General features: G+C 68.2%; 18 protein-coding genes and 1 tRNA gene. 17 read left to right on the top strand and 2 right to left on the bottom strand.

The window, feature by feature from the left end:
• The first annotated feature begins 62 nt into the window (after positions 1–62).
• The 6 genes from ispG to JW030_RS09085 all read left to right on the top strand — a co-directional run bounded on the left by ispG (position 63) and on the right by JW030_RS09085 (position 5,874).
• Positions 63–1,220, top strand: coding sequence for a flavodoxin-dependent (E)-4-hydroxy-3-methylbut-2-enyl-diphosphate synthase (gene ispG, locus JW030_RS09110; protein WP_188044223.1), 1,158 nt, complete (start codon positions 63–65; stop codon positions 1,218–1,220).
• Entirely contained in the window at positions 1,221–2,000 is a 780-nt protein-coding gene (gene trmB / locus JW030_RS09105) for a tRNA (guanosine(46)-N7)-methyltransferase TrmB (RefSeq protein WP_188044222.1), read from the top strand.
• A 72-nt stretch (positions 2,001–2,072) separates the two neighbouring features.
• On the top strand, positions 2,073–2,492 hold the full coding sequence (locus JW030_RS09100) for a Fur family transcriptional regulator (protein ID WP_188044221.1): 420 nt from the start codon (positions 2,073–2,075) through the stop codon (positions 2,490–2,492).
• A 119-nt stretch (positions 2,493–2,611) separates the two neighbouring features.
• On the top strand, positions 2,612–4,060 hold the full coding sequence (locus tag JW030_RS09095; RefSeq protein ID WP_188044220.1) for a catalase: 1,449 nt from the start codon (positions 2,612–2,614) through the stop codon (positions 4,058–4,060).
• An 87-nt stretch (positions 4,061–4,147) separates the two neighbouring features.
• On the top strand, positions 4,148–4,357 hold the full coding sequence (locus JW030_RS09090; RefSeq protein ID WP_188044219.1) for a hypothetical protein: 210 nt from the start codon (positions 4,148–4,150) through the stop codon (positions 4,355–4,357).
• Between the two features lie 239 nt (positions 4,358–4,596).
• On the top strand, positions 4,597–5,874 hold the full coding sequence (locus JW030_RS09085; RefSeq protein ID WP_188044218.1) for an APC family permease: 1,278 nt from the start codon (positions 4,597–4,599) through the stop codon (positions 5,872–5,874).
• Here the strand turns inward: JW030_RS09085 and JW030_RS09080 are convergent.
• A complete protein-coding gene (locus JW030_RS09080; protein WP_188044217.1) occupies positions 5,871–6,614 on the bottom strand; it encodes a VIT family protein in 744 nt (247 codons plus the stop codon). The genes JW030_RS09085 and JW030_RS09080 overlap by 4 nt on opposite strands.
• Positions 6,615–6,729: 115 nt before the next feature.
• Between JW030_RS09080 and JW030_RS09075 the strand changes: the two genes are divergently transcribed.
• Positions 6,730–8,373, top strand: a complete 1,644-nt coding sequence (locus JW030_RS09075; RefSeq protein WP_188044216.1) for an alpha/beta-hydrolase family protein — start codon at positions 6,730–6,732, stop codon at positions 8,371–8,373.
• Positions 8,374–8,441: 68 nt separating this feature from the next.
• On the opposite strand, the gene JW030_RS09070 is transcribed toward JW030_RS09075, so the two are convergent.
• Positions 8,442–8,514, bottom strand: a tRNA-Arg gene (locus JW030_RS09070).
• 107 nt (positions 8,515–8,621) lie between these two features.
• Here JW030_RS09070 and argS point away from each other — a divergent pair.
• From argS to JW030_RS09020, 10 genes are all read left to right on the top strand, one after another.
• The gene (gene argS, locus JW030_RS09065; RefSeq protein WP_188044215.1) at positions 8,622–10,283 is read left to right on the top strand and encodes an arginine--tRNA ligase; all 1,662 of its coding nucleotides are present in this window, start codon (positions 8,622–8,624) and stop codon (positions 10,281–10,283) included.
• Between the two features lie 2 nt (positions 10,284–10,285).
• Positions 10,286–11,047 carry an LmeA family phospholipid-binding protein gene (locus tag JW030_RS09060; protein ID WP_188044214.1) on the top strand — a complete coding sequence of 254 codons (762 nt, stop codon included), beginning with the start codon at positions 10,286–10,288 and terminating at the stop codon, positions 11,045–11,047.
• A gap of 217 nt (positions 11,048–11,264) precedes the next feature.
• On the top strand, positions 11,265–12,710 hold the full coding sequence (gene lysA, locus JW030_RS09055; RefSeq protein ID WP_188044213.1) for a diaminopimelate decarboxylase: 1,446 nt from the start codon (positions 11,265–11,267) through the stop codon (positions 12,708–12,710).
• Positions 12,707–14,017: a homoserine dehydrogenase gene (locus tag JW030_RS09050; protein WP_188044212.1), complete on the top strand. Its 1,311-nt coding sequence runs from the start codon at positions 12,707–12,709 to the stop codon at positions 14,015–14,017. The genes lysA and JW030_RS09050 overlap by 4 nt, the downstream gene beginning before the upstream one ends.
• On the top strand, positions 14,014–15,099 hold the full coding sequence (gene thrC, locus JW030_RS09045) for a threonine synthase (RefSeq protein ID WP_188044211.1): 1,086 nt from the start codon (positions 14,014–14,016) through the stop codon (positions 15,097–15,099). Before JW030_RS09050 ends, thrC begins: the two co-directional genes overlap by 4 nt.
• Positions 15,096–16,034, top strand: a complete 939-nt coding sequence (gene thrB / locus JW030_RS09040) for a homoserine kinase (RefSeq protein WP_188044210.1) — start codon at positions 15,096–15,098, stop codon at positions 16,032–16,034. The genes thrC and thrB overlap by 4 nt, the downstream gene beginning before the upstream one ends.
• A gap of 170 nt (positions 16,035–16,204) precedes the next feature.
• Positions 16,205–18,442, top strand: coding sequence for a transcription termination factor Rho (rho, locus tag JW030_RS09035; RefSeq protein ID WP_370567007.1), 2,238 nt, complete (start codon positions 16,205–16,207; stop codon positions 18,440–18,442).
• A 27-nt stretch (positions 18,443–18,469) separates the two neighbouring features.
• Entirely contained in the window at positions 18,470–19,552 is a 1,083-nt protein-coding gene (gene prfA, locus JW030_RS09030) for a peptide chain release factor 1 (protein ID WP_188044208.1), read from the top strand.
• 70 nt (positions 19,553–19,622) lie between these two features.
• A complete protein-coding gene (locus tag JW030_RS09025) occupies positions 19,623–20,168 on the top strand; it encodes a GNAT family N-acetyltransferase (RefSeq protein WP_188044207.1) in 546 nt (181 codons plus the stop codon).
• Positions 20,165–21,574 (top strand): nitrate/nitrite transporter, encoded by a 1,410-nt coding sequence (locus JW030_RS09020; protein WP_188044206.1) that lies wholly within the window; start codon positions 20,165–20,167, stop codon positions 21,572–21,574. Before JW030_RS09025 ends, JW030_RS09020 begins: the two co-directional genes overlap by 4 nt.
• Positions 21,575–21,608 lie beyond the last annotated feature (34 nt).

Below are 21,608 nucleotides of genomic sequence, written 5' to 3'. Positions count from 1 at the left end.
TGCCCGACGTGCCCGCAGGTGATGCCCGGCCCAGGCGCAGGGTTGGCCGGTAGACTCGGCGCGTGGCAGCAATCAATCTCGGAATGCCGAAGGTCCCTGAAGTTCTCGCACCTCGGCGCAAGTCCCGTCAAATCAAGGTCGGCAAGGTCCTCGTGGGCGGCGCCGCTCAAGTGTCGGTCCAGTCCATGACGACGACCCCGACAACCGACATCAACGCGACTCTGCAACAGATCGCGGAGCTCACCGCGTCCGGTTGCGACATCGTGCGCGTCGCGGTCCCGAGCCGGGACGACGCCGAAGCGCTGCCGATCATCGCGATGAAGAGCCAGATCCCGGTGATCGCGGACATTCACTTCCAGCCCGCGTACGTGTACGCCGCGATTGACGCCGGGTGCGCCGCGGTGCGCGTGAACCCGGGAAACATACGCAAGTTCGACGACCAGATCGGCGAGATTGCGCGGCGCGCGAAGGCCGCGGGCACCTCGATCCGCATCGGCGTGAACGCGGGCTCGCTTGACCCGCGCCTGCTGCAGAAGTACGGCAAGGCCACGCCCGAGGCGCTCGTTGAGAGCGCTGTCTGGGAGGCGTCGCTGTTCGAGGAGCACGACTTCCACGACTTCAAAATTTCCGTCAAGCACAACGACCCGATCGTGATGGTGAAGGCGTATCGCCAGCTCGCCGAACGCGGCGACTGGCCGCTGCACCTCGGGGTGACCGAGGCCGGGCCGGCATTCCAGGGCACGATCAAGAGCGCGACCGCGTTTGGGATCCTGCTCTCCGAGGGCATTGGCGACACCATTCGTGTCTCGCTCTCCGCCCCGCCCGTGGAAGAGGTCAAGGTCGGCCTGCAGATTCTGCAGTCGCTCAACCTGCGCGAGCGCAAGCTCGAGATCGTGTCGTGCCCCTCGTGTGGCCGCGCCCAGGTGGACGTGTACACGCTCGCGGAGGACGTGACCAAGGGACTCGAGGGCATGAGCGTGCCGCTGCGCGTCGCCGTCATGGGCTGCGTTGTCAACGGCCCGGGCGAGGCCCGCGAGGCCGACCTCGGCGTTGCCTCGGGCAACGGCAAGGGCCAGATCTTCGTGAAGGGTGAGGTCATTAAGACCGTTCCCGAGAGCGAGATCGTGGCGACGCTCATCGAGGAGGCAAACCGGCTTGCGGCCGAGATGCCCGCCTCTGAGGCCGGCCGCCTCGGCGCACCGACGGTCGAGACCTACTAGATGGCCTCGCTGGAATCGCAGGCGGAGCCTGCCGTAATCGTCGAGCCGGAGGACGCCGCCTCCCAGGCGCCCGATGAGGCGTACCCCGAGGGGATCCTGTCGTTCGTGCGCAGGAGCGCTCGGCTGACCGAGGGGCAGAAGTGGGCCTGGACCCACCTGTCTGGCGAGATGCGCATTGACGTCCCTCGTGGGCGTTCGGTGACGAGTGTCGCAGCAAACTCAGAGCGCGATCCCGCCGAGTTTTTTGGGCGCGAGGCGCGCCTGGTCGTCGAGATCGGTTCGGGGCAGGGGCACGCGATCGTGCACGCCGCCGAGCAGCGTCCCGACACGAACTTCCTCGCGGTCGAGGTGTTCCGCGCGGGCCTTGCGCGCACCATGGGCTCGGCGCATCGCGCAGGGCTCGATAACGTGCGGGTGGTCGAGGCGAATGCGCCCGAGGTGCTCGAGCGTCTGCTTCCCGCGGCGTCGATTGACGAACTCTGGGTGTTCTTCTCTGACCCGTGGCCGAAGGCGCGGCATAACAAGCGGCGTCTCATTTCGCCCGAGTTCGCGGAACTCGTCGCCCGGGCGTTGAAGCCGGGTGGCGTGTTGCGCCTCGCGACCGATTGGGAGGAGTACGCGCTGCAAATGCGTGACGTCCTTGACGGAGCCGAGGGCTTCGAGCGTAATTTCGCGGGGGAGTGGGACGAGCGTTTCGACGGTCGCGTGCTCACCGTGTTCGAGCGCAAGGGCTCGGCTGCGGGCCGCGACATCCGCGATCTGAGCTACCGCCTCCGCTAGGAGCACGCGTCGCCGCGCCCGGCCCAGAAGTTCCTTTTGGTGAATAACTAAAAAGAAGCTATGCTGGTGGGTATGGAGACGACCTACGCCGACACGCTGCAGGCCGCAGGCCTGCGCGCGACGGCCGGGCGCCTCGCGGTGCTGGGAGCGCTCGATGCGCGCCCGCACGCCGACGCCGAGCGAGTGTTTCGCGACGTCGTCGCCGCATTGCCGACGACGTCGATCCAGTCGGTGCACAATATCCTCGCCGACCTCACCGGGGCGGGCCTGTTGCGCAGGATTGAGCCGGCCGGCTCGGCGGCGCGTTATGAGCGACGCATCGACGACAATCACCACCACCTGGTGTGCACGAGCTGTGGGGCGGTTGCTGACGTCGACTGTGTCGTGGGGCACGCGCCCTGCCTGGTGCCGTCCTCGACGGCTGGGTTTGCGGTGCAATCCGCCGAAGTGACGTTCTGGGGCCTGTGCCCCGAATGTCAGGCGGCCGCGTAGGCCGCCGCCTGATCGTCCACAACCCGCACTCTTTCTCGCACTGATGCGCGCCGCACCGACGGTGGCGTTATTCGTCGCGCCCAATGACTTGTCCCGTACCCGAAAATCGAAGGAGCACTATGTCGAACCCCAACCCGACGACCACCCAGACCGGTACCCCGGTTGCGAGCGACGCGCACTCGCTCGCTGCTGGCACCGACGGCGCGATCGCGCTGCATGACCGCTACCTCGTTGAGAAGCTAGCGCAGTTTGCCCGTGAACGCACTCCCGAGCGCGTCGTGCACGCCAAGGGCGGCGGCGCATTCGGTGAGTTCGTTGTCACGGGTGACGTTTCGGCGTTCACGCGTGCGGCGGTGTTCCAGCCGGGTGCGACGACGGAGACCGTGCAGCGCTTCTCGTCGGTCGCCGGCGAGCAGGGCTCGCCTGACACTTGGCGCGACGTGCGTGGCTTCTCGGTGAAGTTCTACACGAGCGAGGGCAACTACGACATCGTCGGCAACAACACCCCGGTCTTCTTTATCCGCGACGGCATCAAGTTCCCTGACTTCATCCACTCGCAGAAGCGCCTTCCGGGGTCGGGCCTGCGCGACGCCGACATGCAGTGGGACTTCTGGAGCCTCTCGCCCGAGTCGGCTCACCAGGTGACCTATCTCATGGGCGACCGTGGCCTGCCGCGCTCGTGGCGCAGCATGCCCGGCTTCGGCTCGCACACCTACCAGTGGATCAATGCTGCGGGCGAGCGCTTCTGGGTGAAGTACCACTTCGAGGCGCTGCAGGGCAACGAAGAAATGTCGAACGAGGAAGCCGAGCAGATCGCCGGCGCCGATGCCGACTACTACCGCCGGGACCTGTACGAGGCCATTGAGCGTGGGGATTTCCCCGCCTGGAAGCTCTCGGTTCAGGTCATGCCGTACGAGGACGCGAAGACGTACCGCTTCAACCCGTTCGACCTCACGAAGGTCTGGCCGCACGCGGACTACCCGCTGATCGAGGTGGGCGTGCACACGCTGAACCAGAACCCCGAGAACTTCTTCGCGCAGATCGAGCAGGCCGCCTTCTCGCCCGCGAACACGGTGCCCGGTATCGACATCAGCCCCGACAAGATGCTGTTGGCTCGCGTGTTCTCGTACCCGGATGCCCAGCGTTACCGCGTCGGCACGAATTACAACGAGCTGCCGGTGAACGCTCCGGTCGCGCCCGTCAATAACTACTCGCAGGACGGTGCGACGCGTCACGGCTTCAAGTCGGCAAGCGCCCCGGTCTACGCGCCGAACTCGTTCGGCGGGCCGGTCGCCGATGCCGCCGCCGCGGGCGAGGGCAGCTGGGAAAGTGACGGTGCCCTGCAGCGCTCGGCCGCCGCCCTGCACGCGGAGGATAGCGACTTCGGCCAGGCAGGCACGCTGTACCGTGACGTCTTCGATGACGCAGCGAAGGCTCGCTTCCTCGTCACCATCACGGGCGCCGTTGGCGGCGTGCAGAGCGACGAGATCCGCGAGCGGGCGATCCAGTACTGGACGAACGTCGACGCCGACCTCGGCCAGGCGCTGCGCGCGGCACTCGCGAAGTAGTTCGCGCGCAGAAACAAGTGTGGTGCCGGGGCGGCAACCCCGGCACCACTGTCCGTCATCTCGACCCACCCGAAAGAAGCAGTGTCAATGAGTATCGAACAGAACCCACAATACGACAGCCGAGCGCTCGATCAGACCCAGCGGGCGATGGGAGCCGGCGCACAGCACGAGGTGCTGCGCGCGGCGATGCGGCGTGCGGCCGGCTCGCCGACGCCGACGCTCGACCCGCAGCAATCGGCGATGGGTGCCGAGGGGCAGATTCGTGCCGTGGCACGGGGCCTCTTTCTCGTCGACTAAGTCGTCCTCCGTCTCCGCTGTCGCCGCTCGCCCTGTTTTCGGGGTGGGCGGCGTTGGTGTCTGGTTGTGCTTCTGCTTCCGCCTGCATTTGCCCTGCCAAATGAACAGCGGCTGAACGCCCGCACAAGCGCCCAAGAACCTGACGGCTGCCACGCGGTGCATCGCCCTACGATAGTCCTGCGCACGCTCGCCACCACGGTTGACTTCGTTGTCCGCGGCCGCTCGACAGGACCTGACCCATGACCCACCCGCCCGCACTCGCCCGTCGCCTCGGCACCACTGACGCCGTGTCGATCGGTCTCGCCTCGATGATTGGCGCCGGCATCTTCGCGGTGTTCGCGCCGGCTGCAGGCGCCGCCGGTGCGGGACTGCTGATCGGTCTCGCGGTGGCAGCGATGGTCGCAGTGTGCAATGCGACTTCCTCGGCGCAGCTCGCCGCGCAGTACCCCACGTCCGGCGGAACCTACGCGTTCGGTCGTGAGCGACTGGGGGAATGGCCCGGGTTTCTCGCCGGGTGGAGCTTCGTGATCGGAAAAACGGCGAGCTGTGCCGCGATGGCGCTGACCTTTGCCGCCTACGCGGTCCCGGCCGGGTGGCAGCAGGTTGTTGCTGTGGCGGCGATCCTGCTGCTCACAGGGGTGAACTCGCTCGGGATCACCCGTACCGCGCGGCTCTCCCGGGTGATCGTCTCTGTTGTGCTGGCGGTCCTGGCGCTAGTGATCGTGCTGGGCGGGGTCGCAGCGAGCCGCGGTGCGGACGGTGACACGCTGAGCCCGCTCACGGCGGGACTGCTCGCCGACGGCTGGTACGGGGTGTTGCAGTCCGCGGGGCTGCTCTTCTTCGCCTTCGCCGGATACGCCCGCATCGCGACCCTGGGCGAAGAAGTGCGCGACCCGGCTCGCACGATCCCGCGCGCGATCCTGCTGGCCCTGGCGGGCACGCTGGCGCTCTATGCGGCGATCGCTTTCCTGGTACTCACGGTGCTGGGGGCTGAAGGGCTCGCCGCCAGCGCGACACCGCTCGGCGATCTGGCCGCGGCAAGCGGGGCGAGCTGGGCGGTTCCGATCGTCGGCGTCGGCGCCGCACTGGCCTCCCTCGGTGCGCTGCTGGCGCTGATCGCGGGGGTGGGGCGAACGAGCCTCGCGATGGCACGAAACGGTGATCTTCCCTGTGCGCTCGCCGCAGTGCACCCCCGGTACCTCGTGCCTCGCCGCGCGGAGTTCGCACTCGCGCTGGTGGCGTGCGCGATGATCCTGCTCACGGACCTCCGCGGCGCCATCGGGTTCTCGTCCTTCGGCGTACTCCTGTACTACTTCATTACGAACCTGTCCGCGCTGACGCAGGATCGCGCCCACCGTCGATACCCCCGCGTGCTCCCCGTGCTCGGCGCGCTCGGCTGCCTGACGCTCGTGGTGACCCTCCCGCCCGCGTCAATCGGGGTGGGGGTGCTCGTCCTGCTCGCTGGCGTTCTTGGCCGAGTCGTCGCGGGCAGGATCCTGCGAGGCAGGCCCCGCTAAACGATGCCGGTGGTGCCGAGGAACACGCCGATCGCATAGGTGGCGGAGAGCGCGAGCGCGCCGCCAATGACGACGCGGATCGCGGCGCGGGACCGGGAGCTGCCGCCGATATGTGCAGCGACGGCGCCGGTGAGCGCGAGGGCGATGAGCATCGAGACGAACGTCACCGGAACGCGCCACTCGGGCGGCGGCAACAGAATCGCGAGTAACGGCAGGATCGCGCCGAGGGTGAACGCGAGCGCCGAGGCGAGGGCGGCGTGCCAGGGGCTCACGACGTCTTCTTGGTTGATGCCGAGCTCGATCGACAGGTGCGCGGCGAGGGCGTCCTGCTCGGTGAGCTCGGTGGCCACCCGAAGCGCGGTTGCGGGGGAGAGCCCCTTCTGCTCGTACAGCCCGGCGAGCTCGGCGAGCTCCTGCTCGGGCATCTCGGCGAGCTCGCGCGTCTCCTTCGCGATGAGGGCCCGTTCGCTGTCGCGCTGGCTACTGACCGAGACATACTCGCCGAGCGCCATCGAGACGGCTCCGCCGACCGCGGCCGCGAGCCCCGCGATGAGGATGGGGGCCGATGCCGCGGTCGCGCCGGCGACACCCACCACAGTGGCCGCGGTCGAGACGATGCCGTCGTTTGCGCCGAGCACGCCCGCGCGCAGCCAGTTCAGCCGCTGAGCGAGCCCGCCACGGTGCGGTTCGTTCGGGTGCGGAAAGGAGGAATTGTCGGCGGCTGCGCTCGAAGTGGACATGGCAGTACTCAAACACAGTCGGGCTCCGGACGCTAGCAAGGCAAGGCTCGGCTTCACGTCACGATATTCTGCCTCGAGAACACACTGCAGGACGACAGGGCCGAGGAACACGCATATGAATACACGCAGATGGTGGCATCTGGACCCGGGTGGCTCCGTCCTCGGGCTGGTCTGTGCGCTTCTCTCGCTGACTCCCTCGCTGCTGCCGCGCCCCGCACTGTTGCAGGGGGTGCTTGCCGCGCTCTCGCTCGTCTTGGGGTACGCGCTGGGCGCTCTGGTGTGGAAGCTGGTACGCCGACTCGTGCCATGGCGCCCGTCGCAACGGATGCAACGCTCGCTCTGGCTTGGCTACGTGGGGGCCTGGGTGCTCGCGCTCGCCGCACTCACCTCGCTCGGCACGCTCTGGCAGAACGAGGTGCGCGCGCTGGTCGAGATGCCGCCCCTCGAGGCCGCAAATGTTGGGACGTTCCTCTTCGCGTTCGTGGCTCTGAGCGTCGTGCTCCTCGCAGTGGGGAAGGGCCTGCGTCGGCTGTGGGGCTTCGGGCGGCGGCGATACGGCACCATCGGTGCCTCGGTCGGCATGGCGTTTTCTGCGCTCGTGCTCGCGGCGTGCGCAACCTGGGGCGTCACCGTCGCGATTGACGGTGTCTATTTGGAACGAAATGGGCAGCCGGACGCTGAGGCGACCGAACCGGCGTCGCAGTATCGCTCGGCGGGCGCGGACTCTGCGATCGACTGGGAGACGCTGGGTCGACACGGAGCGAACTTCGTCGGGGGCGGGCCGAGTGCCGCCGAGATCGTCGAGGTCACTGAGGCCCCGGCGATCGAGCCGATTCGGGTCTACGCTGGACTGGCCTCGGCCGGTAGTGCGGAGGCGCGGGCACAACTTGCCGTGTCCGAGCTGGAGCGGACCGGCGCGTTCAGTCGATCGGTATTGATTGTGGCCACGCCGACGGGCTCAGGATGGCTCGAGCCACAGACCATGGACGCCGTTGAGTACCTGTACGGGGGCGACACCGCAAGCGTCGCGATGCAGTACGCCTACACGCCGAGCTGGGTGTCGTTCGTCTTTGACCCGGATGCCCCCGTGGATGCGGCCCGCGTGCTGTTCGATGCCGTTCATGAGCGCTGGAGCATGCTTCCGGAGGACGACCGCCCCGTGCTCATCAGCTACGGTCTGAGTCTCGGCGCGCACGGCAGCCAGGCCGTGTTCGGCTCCGTGGAGGAGATTCGAGAGCGCACAGACGGCGCGCTCTTCGTGGGCAGCCCCAACGGCTCGGCGCTCTGGCGGACGCTCCAAGCCGCGCGCGACAGCGGCAGTCCGGCCTGGCGACCAGTGCTGGACGGAGGGCGCGAGGTCCGGTGGATGTCTCAGGCGGGGGATCAGGAACTGCTCCCCAGCGAGTGGCGTGCCCCGAGAGTGCTCTACCTGCAGCACGCAACTGACCCCGTGACCTGGCTCGGCCCTGAACTGATTTGGGAATCGCCCGAGTGGCTCGCAGACTCGCAGCGCGCCAGCGACGTGAGCCCATCGATGCGCTGGATCCCGGGGGTCACCGCGATGCAGGTGACGGTGGACATGCTGATGGGGGAGTCTGTTCCTGCGCGGCACGGGCACAACTATGGCGACGTCGTGAGCCTGGGCTGGCGTGAGGTGATTGGGTCTCACGCTCAGGACGGCGACGGCTTGAACGATGCGGCGTTCGCGCGGGTGCAGCGCGTGATCGAGGCGTACGCCGAACCCGCGGACGCTGAGTAACGTCGCGGAAAAGACAAAAACGGCTCCGATGAGGTGATAAACACCTGATCGGAGCCGTTTTTCAATCGTGCCCCCGGAGGGATTTGAACCCCCGACCTACGGTACCGGAAACCGACGCTCTATCCCCTGAGCTACGGAGGCGACTCATCGAGTCTAGCGCACAGGCGGGGGCCATTGCAGCCGCTCTAGCCCCGGGCGATTCGTTCGCAGCACGAGCGCGGGGCGCGCCGACGCTAGACTTGACCCTCGTGACCCCACAAGAACTTTCCGCTGCCCTCGCCCGCATCATGACGGAGATCGTCGCCGACGCCGGCGCCGACCTCGAGGTCACCGAGCAGGATGCGGTACTCGACCGTCCGCGGCAGCGCGAACACGGCGACTGGGCGTCGAACATCGCGATGAAGTTTGCCAAGCGAATCGGCCAAAACCCGCGCGAACTTGCCACCGTGATTGCCGCGCGCCTGAGCGAGATCGAGGGGGTTGCCGCCGCAGAGGTTGCCGGCCCCGGCTTCATCAACCTGCGCATCGACGCGGCCAGCGCCGGCGAGACCGCTCGCCGCATCATCGAGCAGGGCGAGAAGTACGGCCACGGCGATGTGCTCGCTGGCCAGCGCATCAACATGGAGTTCGTCTCAGCGAACCCGACCGGGCCGCTGCACCTCGGCCACACCCGCTGGGCGGCGCTCGGAGACGCGACCTCGCGGGTCTTGCGCGCGGCCGGCGCAGAGGTGACCAACGAGTACTACATCAACGATGCCGGCGCGCAGATGAACAAGTTCGGGCGCTCGGTGCTCGCCGCGGCCCTTGAGCGCCCCGCGCCGGAGGACGCGTACCCGGGGGAGTACATTCAGGCCCTGGGCAAGCGCGTACGCGAGCAGATCCCGGGGCTCGCCGAGCTTCCCGAAGCGGACGCGCTCGAGCAGGCGCAGGAGCTGGCTTACCAGCTGCAGCTCGTCGAGATCAAAGACTCGCTCGAGCGCTTTAACGTGCACTTCGACGTCTTCTTCTCGGAGCGCAGTCTGCACACCCCCGGTGAGCACGGCGAGAAGAGCCCCATCGAGGCCGCGATCGATCGTCTGCGCGCGCAGGGCCACGTCTTCGAAGAGGACGATGCCATTTGGGTGCGCACGACCGACTTTGGTGACGACAAGGACCGCGTCTTCACCCGCGGCAACGGCATCTACACCTACTTCGCCGCCGATGCCGCCTACTATCTCTCGAAGATGGATCGCGGCTTCACCGAGAAGATCTACTTGCTCGGCGCCGATCACCACGGCTACATCGGCCGTCTGAAGGCGATCGCCGGGGCGGCGGGCGACGACCCCGAGACCAGCATTAGTGTGCTGATCGGCCAGCTCGTCAATCTGAATGGCGCGCGCCTCTCGAAGCGTGCCGGCAACATCATCGAGCTGGACGACCTGCTCGAGTGGCTCGGCGCCGACGCACTGCGGTACTGGCTCTCGCGCTACCCGGCTGACTCGCCGCTCGCGCTCGAGGGCGAGAAGCTCCGCAGCCGCACGAACGACAACCCCGTCTTCTACGTGCAGTACGCGCACGCCCGCACCTGCGCTGTGCAGCGCAACGCGGCGGCGAGCGGTGTCGATCGTTCAGTGTTCGCGCCCGAGCTTTTGACCCACGAGACCGAGACCGAGCTGCTGGGGGCACTGCAGGAGTTCCCGCGGGTCGTGGCGTTCTCCGCCGAGCTGCGCGAGCCGCACCGTGTCGCCCGATACCTCGAGGAGCTCTCCGGCTCATACCACCGCTGGTACGACAGCTGCCGCGTCATCCCGCAGGGCGAGGCCCCGGTGGAGGATGTGCACCGCACGCGGCTGTGGCTCAACGACGCGGTCGGCCAGGTCATTCGCAACGGACTTGACCTGCTCGGCGTCTCGGCCCCGGAACGGATGTAGCGATGAGTGAGCGCCGGCCCCGCTGGTGGCTGCGGATCCTGTCGGGAGTCGCGGTATTGGCGTTGCTCGGCGGCGCGGCGGAGCTCGCGCTGCGCATGATTATTCCGGGGATCGTCTCGGCTCAGGTGCGGCAAGCGCTCGATCTCAGCGCCGATCACCCGGTCGAGACCGAGCTCGGGGGGTCCGTCGCGCTTCGTGCCCTCACCGGCCGCGTGGGCGACGTGTCTGTTCGGGTGCCGGACGCCCCGGTCGTGTCCGGGATCGTCGCCGACCTCTCGGCACATGCCGACTCGGTGCCGTTCAACGTGGCCAGCGGCGAGATCTCGGGCGGCACCGCCCGCATCACCCTCGCCCCCGAGCAGTTGGACTCCGCCATCGCACTGCTGACGCGTGGCGTCGCGCAGACGGGCGAGGTCGATCAGGGCGAGCTCATCGTGGGGCGCTCGGTTGACCTGTTCGGCCAGTCCATTCCGTTGCAGGTCAGGCTCGCGCTGAGCGTTGTCGACGGCGACGTCGTCCTGAGCCCCACCAGCGTTGATCTCGTCGGACTCTCACTGACCGCCGAGCAGCTCTCCGCCGCGACCGGTACGCTGCTCGATCCGATCCTGCGGCCCGCTCCGCTCTGCGTACGTTCCGAGATTCCCGCGGGAATTTCGCTGACGGACATTGGGCTCTCCACTACCGGGTCGGCAAGCGTGGACGTTGCGCTCTCGCCTCGAATCTTGAACGATGCCGCCCTGCGCCAGCCGGGTGTCTGCCCCTAAGGCGCGCCTGGGCCGTGAGGGATCGCCCCCAGGCGATCATGCGACTCGTCACATGCGCCCTCGCGTCGTGCGCCCCGCTAGGATTGAAAGGTCCGATCGGAGCCATGGCTCTCGTTCGTCCGGCTTCAGGGGCCAATCCGGGTCCGCTCGCCACCGTCGCGTGTTGCGGCAGCGTGCGTTCGGACCTTCGTACCCCTGAATTTCCTGGAGGACTTGCATGCCCGCGCAGCACGTCGACCCCTCGCACGCGACCGACCTCACTGACATCGATCCCCGCGTGTTCCCACAGACCTCGCGTCGCGGCTCGAGCTGCGGCGAGCTCAAGGTCGGTGAGTTGAAGGCCTCCGAGCTGGTCGCCCGCTACGGCTCACCGCTCTATGTCATCGATGAGCAGGACGCCAGGTCCCATGCCCGCCAGACCCGCGAGGCGTTCGAACGGGAGTTCGCGCGTATCGGCACCACGGCCACCGTGTACTACGCGGGCAAGGCGTTTCTGTGCGTCGAGGTTGCCCGTTGGATGGTCGACGAGGGACTGGCGATCGATGTCGCGAGCGGCGGAGAACTCGCTGTCGCCCTCGCGGCGGGCGTCGATCCGGCGCGCATCGGCTTCCACGGCAACAACAAGTCGGTCGCCGAAATCACCCGCGCGGTGCAGGGTGGAGTGGGCACGCTCATCCTAGACAGCGAGATCGAGATTGAGCGCGTCGCGGCCGCGGCAGCGGCGGCCGGGCGTCGCCAGCGGGTGCGCCTGCGCGTGAACAGCGGCGTGCACGCGGGCGCCCACAGCTTCCTCGCGACGGCGCACGAGGACCAGAAGTTTGGGTTGCCGCTCTCGCGCGCGGTCCCGCTGGCTGACCGGATCCGGTCGCACGCGTCGCTCGAGTTCGTCGGGCTGCACTGCCACATCGGTTCCCAGATCTTCGCGACCGAGGCGTTTCGCGAGTCGGCCCGTCGCCTGTTGGGCGTGTACGCCGAGCTCGCGGCGGTCGCCCCCGTGCCTGAGCTCAACCTCGGCGGCGGCTTCGGCATCGCTTACACCTCGGACGAGGCGGACGCGCTGCCCGGAATCGACGTGATCGCGGCCGAGATCGCGGACATCGTCGCCGCCACGTGCGCCGAGCTCGAACTTCCGATCCCCGCCGTCGCGTTCGAGCCGGGTCGCTCGATCATCGGGCAGGCCGGCCTGACGCTGTACACGGTCGGCACCACCAAAGCGGTGGCCCTTGCTGGCAGCGACGCCGACGCCGACCCCGCCGACCGCGGTTTCGCCGAGCGACTGTATGTCAGCGTGGACGGCGGGATGAGTGACAACGCTCGCCCCGCGCTCTACGGCGCCGATTACCAGGTCCGCCTCGCCAATCGTCGAAGCGCTACCGCCCCCGCCCTCGTGCGCGTGGTCGGCAAGCATTGCGAGTCGGGCGACATCGTCGTCCCGCGCGACGAGCTTCCCGGCGACGTCGCCCCCGGCGACCTCCTGGCTGTTGCCGCGACGGGTGCCTACTGCTGGTCGCTCTCGAGCAACTACAACTACGTCCCTCGCCCGCCGGTGGTTGCCGTGCGGGACGGGGAGTCACGACTGATCGTGCGCGGCGAGACGGAGGATGACCTCCTTGCTCGCAGCGTCAGCGATCCCCACCCCTTCACGAACGGAGAATCCCGATGAACGGATACCGAGACCTACGGGTCGCCCTGCTCGGCAGCGGGTCAGTCGGATCACAGGTGGCGCGCCTGATTATTGAGCACGGCGACGAGCTCGCGGCCCGCATTGGCGCGCGGCTGACCCTCGCGGGCATTGCGGTGCGCAACCTCGATGCTCCCCGCGACGTCGACCTGCCGCAGGAGCTGTTCACGACCGACGCTGAGCAGCTGGTGCTCAGCGCGGACATCGTGGTCGAGCTGATCGGCGGCATTGAGCCGGCGCGCACCCTGATTCTGCAGGCGCTCGAGGCTGGCGCCGACGTCGTGACCGCGAACAAGGCCCTGATCGCCGCGCACGGCACCGAGTTGGCCGAGGCCGCAGAGCGTGTCGGTGCCCAGCTGACCTACGAGGCCGCGGTGGCCGGGGCGATCCCGATCATTCGCCCGCTGCGCGAGAGCCTCGCCGGCGATCACGTCACGCGTGTGCTCGGCATCGTCAACGGTTCGACGAACTACATCCTCGACCGCATGGACCGGTTCGGCGACTCGGCCGAGGACGCCATGCGTGTCGCGGCAGAGCTCGGCTTCCTCGAGGCCGACCCGACGCTTGACGTCGAGGGTTATGACGCGGCGCAGAAAGCCGCCATTCTCGCCTCGATCGCGTTCCACACCGAGGTCCCGGTCTCGGCCGTGCACCGCGAGGGCATCACGAAGGTGACCGCGACCGAGGTCGAAGCCGCGCGCAAGTCCGGCCACGTCATCAAGCTGCTGGCCGTCGCCGAACGGCTGAAGAACGAGGCCGGCGTCGAGGGCATCTCGGCCCGCGTCTACCCCGTGCTCATCGAGCGCCAGCACCCGCTGGCCGCGGTCTACGAGGGCAAGAACGCGGTATTCGTCGAGGCCGAGGCCGCCGGCGAGCTCATGTTCTACGGCGCAGGCGCCGGGGGAGTGGAGACCGCCTCTGCAGTGCTCGGCGACCTCGTCTCGACTGCCCGGCGTCACGTCGCGGGCGGCCCGGGTATTCCGGGATCGATGCACGCGGACCTCCCGCTCCTCCCGATCGGGGACGTCCTCTCGCGCTACCAGATCATGCTCGAGGTCTCGGACGAACCCGGCGTACTCGCGACGGTCGCCGGGATCCTGGCAGAAAACGGTGCGAGCGCTGCGAGCGTCGAGCAGTCCGTGCCGCGTGACGCGCACGGAACGGCTACGCTAGTTATCGGAACCCACACCGCGCGTGAGTCGGCCCTTGCGGCCACTGTCTCCGCGCTGGAGGCGAGCGCCGTGGTCTCGCAAGTGACCAGCGTTCTGCGAGTCGAAGGAAACTCATGACACACCTATGGCGCGGAGTCATCCGCGAGTACGCCGATCACCTGGACGTCACGGAGTCGACACCTGTCGTCACCCTGGGCGAGGGCGGCACCCCGCTGATTCCGGCCCGCGCGCTCTCTGAGCGCACCGGCGCGAACGTGTACATCAAGTACGAGGGCATGAACCCGACCGGTTCTTTCAAGGACCGTGGCATGACCATGGCCATGACGAAGGCGATCGAGGCCGGCGCGAAGGCTGTCATCTGCGCCTCGACGGGTAACACCTCTGCCTCCGCCGCCGCCTACGCGACCCACGCCGGCATCACCGCCGCCGTGCTCGTGCCCGAGGGCAAGATCGCCATGGGCAAGCTGGCCCAGGCCGTCGCGCACAACGCGCAGCTGCTCCAGGTGCAGGGCAACTTCGACGACTGCCTCGACATTGCTCGTGAGCTCTCGGCGGACTACCCGGTGCACCTCGTGAACTCGGTCAACAACGACCGCATCGAGGGGCAGAAGACGGGCGCATTCGAGGTCGTAGACGTGCTCGGAGACGCTCCCGACTTCCACTTCATTCCGGTCGGCAACGCGGGCAACTACACCGCCTACCACCGGGGATACCGCGAGTTCCTGGCCGCTGGCCGCGCGACCAAGCTTCCCCGCATGTTCGGCTTCCAGGCAGAGGGCTCGGCCCCGCTCGTCCTGGGCGCTCCCGTCGAGAACCCTGAGACGATCGCGACCGCGATCCGCATCGGCAAGCCTGCCTCGTGGGAGCTCGCACTCACGGCGCGGGACGACTCGAACGGGTTCTTCGGCGCGGTCTCCGACGCTGAGATCCTCGCGGCTCACCGCATCCTTTCCGCCGAGGTCGGCGTGTTCGTCGAGCCCGCTTCGGCCGCCGGCGTTGCCGGGCTGCTGAAGCGCGCCGAGGCTGGCGAGAACTTCAAGGGTGCGACGATCGCCATCACGGTGACCGGTCACGGCCTCAAGGACCCCCAGTGGGCGATGCACCGTGCAGACGGTGCGGAGTTCCAGCCCACCATCGTCTCCGCGTCCACCGCGGATGTCGCGTCGGTGCTCGGTCTTGCACGCTCGGAAGCCGCGTGAGCGTAGCTTCGGCCCGCCGGGTGCGCGTGCGCGTCCCGGCGACCAGCGCCAATCTCGGCCCCGGATTTGACACGCTCGGGATCGCGCTCGCCTATGGCGACGAGATCGTGGTGTCCGAACGGGCCGAGCCCGGCGTGCTCGTCCGTGTGACGGGCGTGGGCGAGGGCGAAGTCGCGACCGACGAGACGAACCTCGTCGCGCGCTCAATTGCGCACGTCTTCGCGAGCGTCGGTGTGCCGATGCCGGGGCTCACGATCGATGCGACGAACCGGATCCCGCACGGTCGCGGTATGGGTTCGTCGGGTTCGGCGATCGTGGCCGGCGTCATGGCGGCCGCAGGTCTACTCGCCGATCGTCGCGAGTTCAGCGACGACGAGCTGTTGGGCCTCGCCACCGAGCTTGAGGGGCACCCCGACAACGTGGCGCCCGCGTTGTTCGGCAGCCTCACGATTGCATGGACCTCGGCGAACGGGCCGCGCTCGAAGCGCCTCACGGTGCACCGTGGCGTCTCGCCGCTCGTGCTCGTGCCTCCGTTCACGATGTCGACCGAACTGGCCCGCAGCTTGCAGCCCGCTCAGGTGCCACACGAGGACGCGGTGTTCAACGTGTCCCGCTCGGCGCTGCTCGTCGCCGCGCTGACGCAGAGCCCCGAGCTCTTGTTTGAAGCGACCGAGGATCGGCTGCACCAGAACTACCGCGGTGAGGCAATGCCGCGCACGCGGGATCTCGTCTCGGCCCTCCGGGAGGCCGGCCACGCGGCCGTCGTCTCGGGTGCGGGCCCGTCGATCCTGGTGCTCTGCGACAGCCCGGCCGAGCGCATGGCTGCCGCGGAAACCGCTGCGCGACACGACCCGGAGTGGAAGGCCCTCATGCTGGCGGTTGACCTGATGGGTGCTACAGTGGTGACGATTCCCGAATCTGCAGGCGTGGCCTAGCCACGTCGACTGTGGTCTAGCCACGCGGACTGGTGAATCATTCCTTCATCGAGGCGATTCTTGCCCGATGATACCCACCGCACACCTGTGCGATGCCGCGGGTTGAACCTTCGGCGAACGGGCATTGCCCGCGCCGCCCCGCGACACGAAACCGTCCTGAAAGGATGACCGTGGAGCAGATCTCCGACGAGACCACCAATGCAACCGCAGAGGTTGCACCCGTAGTCGAGGCGCCCAAGAAGCGCGCTTCGCGCCGCGTGAGCACGAAGACGATCGCGGCCGAGGCCGCGGTTGTCCCGGCCGCTGAGGCTACGACCGCCGCGACCACTGCTGCCGCAGCGCCGGCCGCCGAGGCGCCGGCTGCAGACGCAGCTGCTGCTGAGGCACCCGTGGCCGAGGCGCCCAAGAAGCGCGCCACCCGCAGCCGCAAGAAGGTCGAGCCGGCCGTCGAGGCTGCGCCGGCCGTCGAGGCTGGGCCGGCCGTCGAGGCTGGGCCGGCCGCAGAGGCAGAGGCAGAGGCCGCTGCGGAGCCCGCGCCCGCGACGAAGGCAGTTCGTGCGCCTCGCCGCACGAAAAAGGCCGCAGCAGCCCCCGCCGAGGCGGCCGCAGAGGTCGTTGCCGAGGCCCCCGCGGTCGAGGAAGCGGCGGCTTTTGCTGTCGAGGTCGTCGCCGAGGAGGCTGCTCCCGCGGTCGCTGTGAAGCGCACTCGCCGCCGCGCGGGCTCGAAGGCCGCGGACGCCGCGGCAGAGGCCGCACCCGCAGCGGAGGCCGCACCCGCAGCGGAGGCAGCGTCCGCTGCCGCCACCGAGTCTTCGGTCGAGAGCGCCCCGGCGTCGACGACTGACGCACCCGAGTCCGATGCGACGTCCGCCGATGCCGCGGCCGCCAGCGATGCCGACGCAGGCGCGGAGCGCTCCGGCAACAGCCGTCGCCGCGGTCGCCGCGGTCAGGGCAGCGAGCGTCAGAGCGGCGAGCAGGCCGCCGCGGACAAGAACCAGAACGAGCGCGGCCGGAACGACCGCGAGAAGTCGGATCGTACCGATCGGGCTGAACGCTCGGAGAAGAACCAGGGAGAGCGCGCAGAGCGCCCCGAGCGCGGCGAGAAGACTCCGGAGAAGTCGAACGAGCGTAGCGATCGCGGCAACCGTGAGAACGGCCGCGACAACAACCGCGCTGATTTGGACGACAACTCCGCACGCTCGAGCCGCACCCGCCAGCGCGACCGCAAGCGTCGTGGCGGCGGAGACGACTTCGAGCCCGAGATCACCGAGGACGATGTCCTGCTGCCGATCGCCGGCATCCTCGACGTCCTTGAGAACTACGCCTTCGTGCGCACGAGTGGCTACCTGCCCGGCACGAACGACGTCTACGTCTCGCTCGGCCAGGTCAAGAAGTACAGCCTGCGCAAGGGCGACGCGGTCGTCGGCGCGATCCGGCAGCCGCGCGACGGTGAGGGCACTGGCCGTCAGAAGTACAACGCGATCGTTCGCATTGACTCGGTCAACGGGCGCACGCTGGAGGAGAACGCTGACCGCGTCGAGTTCAGCGACCTCACCCCCCTCTACCCGCAGGAGCGCCTGCGGCTCGAGACCGGTCAGGAAAAGCTCACGCAGCGCGTGATCGACCTCGTCGCACCCATCGGCAAGGGCCAGCGCGGCCTCATCGTCGCGCCCCCGAAGGCGGGCAAGACGATCGTCCTGCAGCAGATCGCCGACGCGATCGCTCAGAACAACCCCGAGGTACACCTCATGGTCGTGCTCGTGGACGAGCGCCCCGAAGAGGTCACCGACATGCAGCGCACGGTGAAGGGCGAGGTCATCGCCTCTACCTTCGACCGCCCCGCGGAGGATCACACCACGGTGGCCGAGCTGGCCATCGAGCGCGCGAAGCGCCTCGTCGAGCTGGGCCACGACGTCGTCGTGCTGCTCGACTCGATCACCCGCCTGGGCCGCGCCTACAACATCTCCTCGCCGACCTCGGGCCGCGTGCTCACGGGCGGCGTGGATGCTGCGGCGCTGTACCCGCCCAAGCGTTTCTTCGGCGCGGCGCGCAACATCGAGAATGGCGGCTCGCTCACCATCCTCGCGACCGCGCTCGTCGAGACCGGTTCCAAGGCCGACGAGGTCATCTTCGAGGAGTTCAAGGGCACGGGCAACATGGAGCTGCGGTTGTCGCGCCAGCTCGCCGACAAGCGGATCTTCCCCGCGGTCGATCTCAACGCGTCGTCGACTCGTCGCGAGGAGATGCTGATGGGCCCCGACGAGGTCAAGGTCACGTGGAAGCTGCGCCGTGCGCTCGGTGGACTCGATCGCGAGCAGGCGCTGGAGTCGGTGCTCGGCAAGCTGCGCGAGACCTCCACGAACGTCGAGTTCCTCATGCACATGCAGAAGTCGTCCGGCCTCAGCTGAGCCAGCGATACCGCGTAAGGATACGAAATGTTTGAACAGGTAATTGGGCTCCTTGAGGAGCACCTGGAGTTGCAGGGTCAGCTCGCTGACCCCGCGCTCCACGCGGACGCCGCGCGCGCCAAGAAGGTCAACCGGCGCTACGCCGAGCTCAGCAAGATTAAGGCGGCCTACGAGTCCTGGGTGCAGGCCGGGGAAGACCTCGAGGCTGCGCGAGAGCTCGCGAAAGAGGACGAGTCGTTCGCCGAGGAGGTCCCTTCGCTCGAGGAGGGCCTCGTGCAGGCGCAGGAGAAGGTTCGCCGACTCCTGATCCCGCGTGACCCCGACGATGCTCGCGATGTCATTCTCGAGATCAAGGGTGGTGAGGGCGGCGCCGAGTCGGCGCTGTTCGCTGCCGACCTGCTCCGGATGTACCTGCACTACGCCGAGTCGCGTGGGTGGAAGACTGAGATGCTCGAGAGCGACGAGAGCGATCTCGGCGGCTACAAGAACGTCCAGGTGGCGATCAAGTCGAACACGGCTGATCCTGCGCAGGGCGTCTGGGCGAGCATGAAGTACGAGGGCGGCGTGCACCGCGTGCAGCGCGTCCCCGTGACGGAGTCGCAGGGCCGCATCCACACCTCGACGACGGGCGTACTCGTCTACCCCGAGGCGGATGAGCCGGAAGAGGTGCAGATCAGCCAGAACGATCTCAAGATCGACGTGTACCGCTCGAGCGGCCCCGGCGGCCAGTCGGTGAACACCACGGACTCCGCCGTGCGCATCACCCACCTTCCGACGGGAATTGTTGTGGCGATGCAGAACGAGAAGAGCCAGCTGCAAAACCGTGAAGCCGGCATGCGCGTGCTTCGGGCTCGCCTGCTCGCGAAGATCGCAGAGGACGCCGCCGCCGAGGCGAGCGTGTACCGCAAGAGCCAGATTCGCACGATGGATCGGGCCGAGCGGATTCGGACGTACAACTTCCCGGAGAACCGCATCGCGGATCACCGCACCGGGTACAAGGCGTACAACCTTGACCAGGTGATGAACGGCGCCCTCGGACCCGTGGTCGAGGCGTGCATCCAGGCCGACGAAGAGGCGCAGCTCGCCGAGCTCGGCGAATCGCGCGGCTAGCTCTCGCAGCGCACGTACCGCCCGTGTCGCCCGCGCATTGCGTGGCGACACGGGCGGTACGCTTATCGGTATGCATACCCCCGCAGCACAGTCGCTCTCGGTCGGCCCCCTGGTCACGCTTCGTCTGCCCGAAGAGCGCGATCACGCGCCGCTCGTCGCGACCCTGCACGAGCCTGAAGTTGCGACGTGGTGGGTGGGCTACACCCCCGATCGCGTGCAGGCCGAGATGATCGACGCGCCTGACATCACCCGGATCATCGAGGTCGAGGGCCAGACCGCCGGCATGCTCTACGTCATCCGGGGGAGCGACCCCGAGTACCCCACAACCGTGATTCACCTGTTCCTCGCGACCCGCTTTCGTGGCCGCCGCATCGGCGAGGAGGCGCTCGCTCTCGCCATCCGTGGGGAGTTCGCCGACGGCATCACCCGGATCACGCTTGACCCGAACGCCAAGAACCTGGGCGCCATTCGGAGCTACGAACGGCTTGGCTTTCGGCCCATCGGGATCCTGCGGGATTACCAAGTGCGCCCCGACGGCAGCCTCGACGATGCGCTCTTCATGGATCTCACGCGTCGCGACTTCCCGGACGGCCCGCCGCTGCCGGTGCGAGAATGACTGCGGCGTCCCGGGCGCCCTCGGGCGCCTGGGTACGCTGGCTCGTGTGGGGCGTCGCCTCCCTGAGCTATATGATCGCGATTGTCAACCGCACCTCACTCGCGGCACTCGGTCCCGCGGCGCAGGAACACTTCCGCATCGACGCGACGATGCTCTCGATCTTTGCGGTGATCCAGCTCGTCGTATACGCGGGGCTGCAGATCCCGGTCGGCATCGCGCTCGACCGGTTCGGCGTCACCGCCCTGATTGTCACTGGCGGGTTTGGGATGTTCGCCGGCCAGCTCCTCATGGCGACCGCGGACCAGGTCTGGCTCGCGGTCGTCGCGCGGGTGCTCATCGGCGCCGGTGACGCCTGCACCTTCATTAGCGTCATGCGCCTGCTGGTGGACTGGTTCCCGGTCAGGCAGCTGCCGGTGCTCAGCCAGGTCACCGCCATCATCGGCCAAGCCGGTCAGCTGCTCGCGCTCGCCCCGCTGTCACTCGCGATCGGGGTCCTGGGCTGGACACGCGGGTTCATGGGCGTAGCCGCGGTCGGCCTGCTCATGACGATTCTGTTCATCGTCGTCTTGCGTGACAAGCCCGGCACGGGCACCCTGCTGGAGCGGATGACGGGGCGGCTCGGCAAGACGAGCCGGGCCGCGGGCATCGCGCTCGGGGGCAAGATGTCGGGGGACTCTGGTGCGCTCCCCGCCGTGACTGGCGCCATCCCCACGATCACGGGGACGATGCAGACCGCGCCGGGCCAGGGCATTTGGGCGAGCCTGCGGGGCCTGTTGCGTCTCCCCGGCGTGCGCCTTGCGTACTGGGTACACTTCACCCCGCCGTTCGCAATGAACGCCTTCGGGCTGCTCTGGGGCACCCCGTTCCTCACGGGTGGGGTGGGCATGACCCCGGCGGAAGCATCGGGGATGCTGAGCATCGCGGTCGTCTCGTCTATCGTGGCCGGGCTGCTGCTCGGCCCCATCACGTCGCGATTTGCGCAGCATCGCGTCGCGGTTGTGGTGTTCGTCACCGTCTGCGTCGCGCTGTCCTGGGGTGCGGTCCTGCTGGTACCCGGCACGCCTCCCACCTGGCTGCTCCTGGTGCTCATGATCGTCGTGCCGATCGGCGGCCCGACCTCAATGATTGCCTTCGAAGTGGTCCGCACGCACGTCCCCGCAAGCCGAGCTGGCCTCGCGACGGGCCTTGTGAACACGGGAGGCTTCACGGCGTCGCTGCTCGTGATCCTGCTGATCGGGCTCGCGCTGGATCTGCAGGGCGCCGGCTCACCAGATGACTACTCGCTCGGTGCGTTCGAGGTCGCCTTTGCGCTCCAGGCGCCGTTCTGGATCCTCGGGATCGCGATGATCCTGCTGGAGTTCCCGAAGGCCCGCCGCTGGTTGCGCGAGCGCGGTCGGCAGCTCTAGGCGCGGTCTGGACCCGCCGGAGGGCGAGAGCGCC

Source organism: Leucobacter sp. CX169 (genome assembly GCF_017161405.1).
In the GTDB taxonomy this organism is placed as follows: Bacteria; Actinomycetota; Actinomycetes; order Actinomycetales; family Microbacteriaceae; genus Cx-87.
Note: the sequence above shows the minus strand (reverse complement) of the source record. Positions and strands in the feature narration are given on the sequence as shown.

Bases quoted from the DNA above. Each gene is read 5' to 3' on its own strand.
- JW030_RS09020 (WP_188044206.1), top strand. From the start codon at position 20,165: ATGACTGCGGCGTCCCGGGCGCCCTCGGGCGCCTGGGTACGCTGGCTC.
- JW030_RS09075 (WP_188044216.1), top strand. From the start codon at position 6,730: ATGAATACACGCAGATGGTGGCATCTGGACCCGGGTGGCTCCGTCCTC.
- JW030_RS09025 (WP_188044207.1), top strand. From the start codon at position 19,623: ATGCATACCCCCGCAGCACAGTCGCTCTCGGTCGGCCCCCTGGTCACG.
- JW030_RS09050 (WP_188044212.1), top strand. From the start codon at position 12,707: ATGAACGGATACCGAGACCTACGGGTCGCCCTGCTCGGCAGCGGGTCA.
- JW030_RS09095 (WP_188044220.1), top strand. From the start codon at position 2,612: ATGTCGAACCCCAACCCGACGACCACCCAGACCGGTACCCCGGTTGCG.
- prfA (WP_188044208.1), top strand. From the start codon at position 18,470: ATGTTTGAACAGGTAATTGGGCTCCTTGAGGAGCACCTGGAGTTGCAG.
- JW030_RS09085 (WP_188044218.1), top strand. From the start codon at position 4,597: ATGACCCACCCGCCCGCACTCGCCCGTCGCCTCGGCACCACTGACGCC.
- lysA (WP_188044213.1), top strand. From the start codon at position 11,265: ATGCCCGCGCAGCACGTCGACCCCTCGCACGCGACCGACCTCACTGAC.
- JW030_RS09080 (WP_188044217.1), bottom strand. From the start codon at position 6,614: ATGTCCACTTCGAGCGCAGCCGCCGACAATTCCTCCTTTCCGCACCCG.
- JW030_RS09100 (WP_188044221.1), top strand. From the start codon at position 2,073: ATGGAGACGACCTACGCCGACACGCTGCAGGCCGCAGGCCTGCGCGCG.
- JW030_RS09090 (WP_188044219.1), top strand. From the start codon at position 4,148: ATGAGTATCGAACAGAACCCACAATACGACAGCCGAGCGCTCGATCAG.
- trmB (WP_188044222.1), top strand. From the start codon at position 1,221: ATGGCCTCGCTGGAATCGCAGGCGGAGCCTGCCGTAATCGTCGAGCCG.
- thrC (WP_188044211.1), top strand. From the start codon at position 14,014: ATGACACACCTATGGCGCGGAGTCATCCGCGAGTACGCCGATCACCTG.
- JW030_RS09060 (WP_188044214.1), top strand. From the start codon at position 10,286: ATGAGTGAGCGCCGGCCCCGCTGGTGGCTGCGGATCCTGTCGGGAGTC.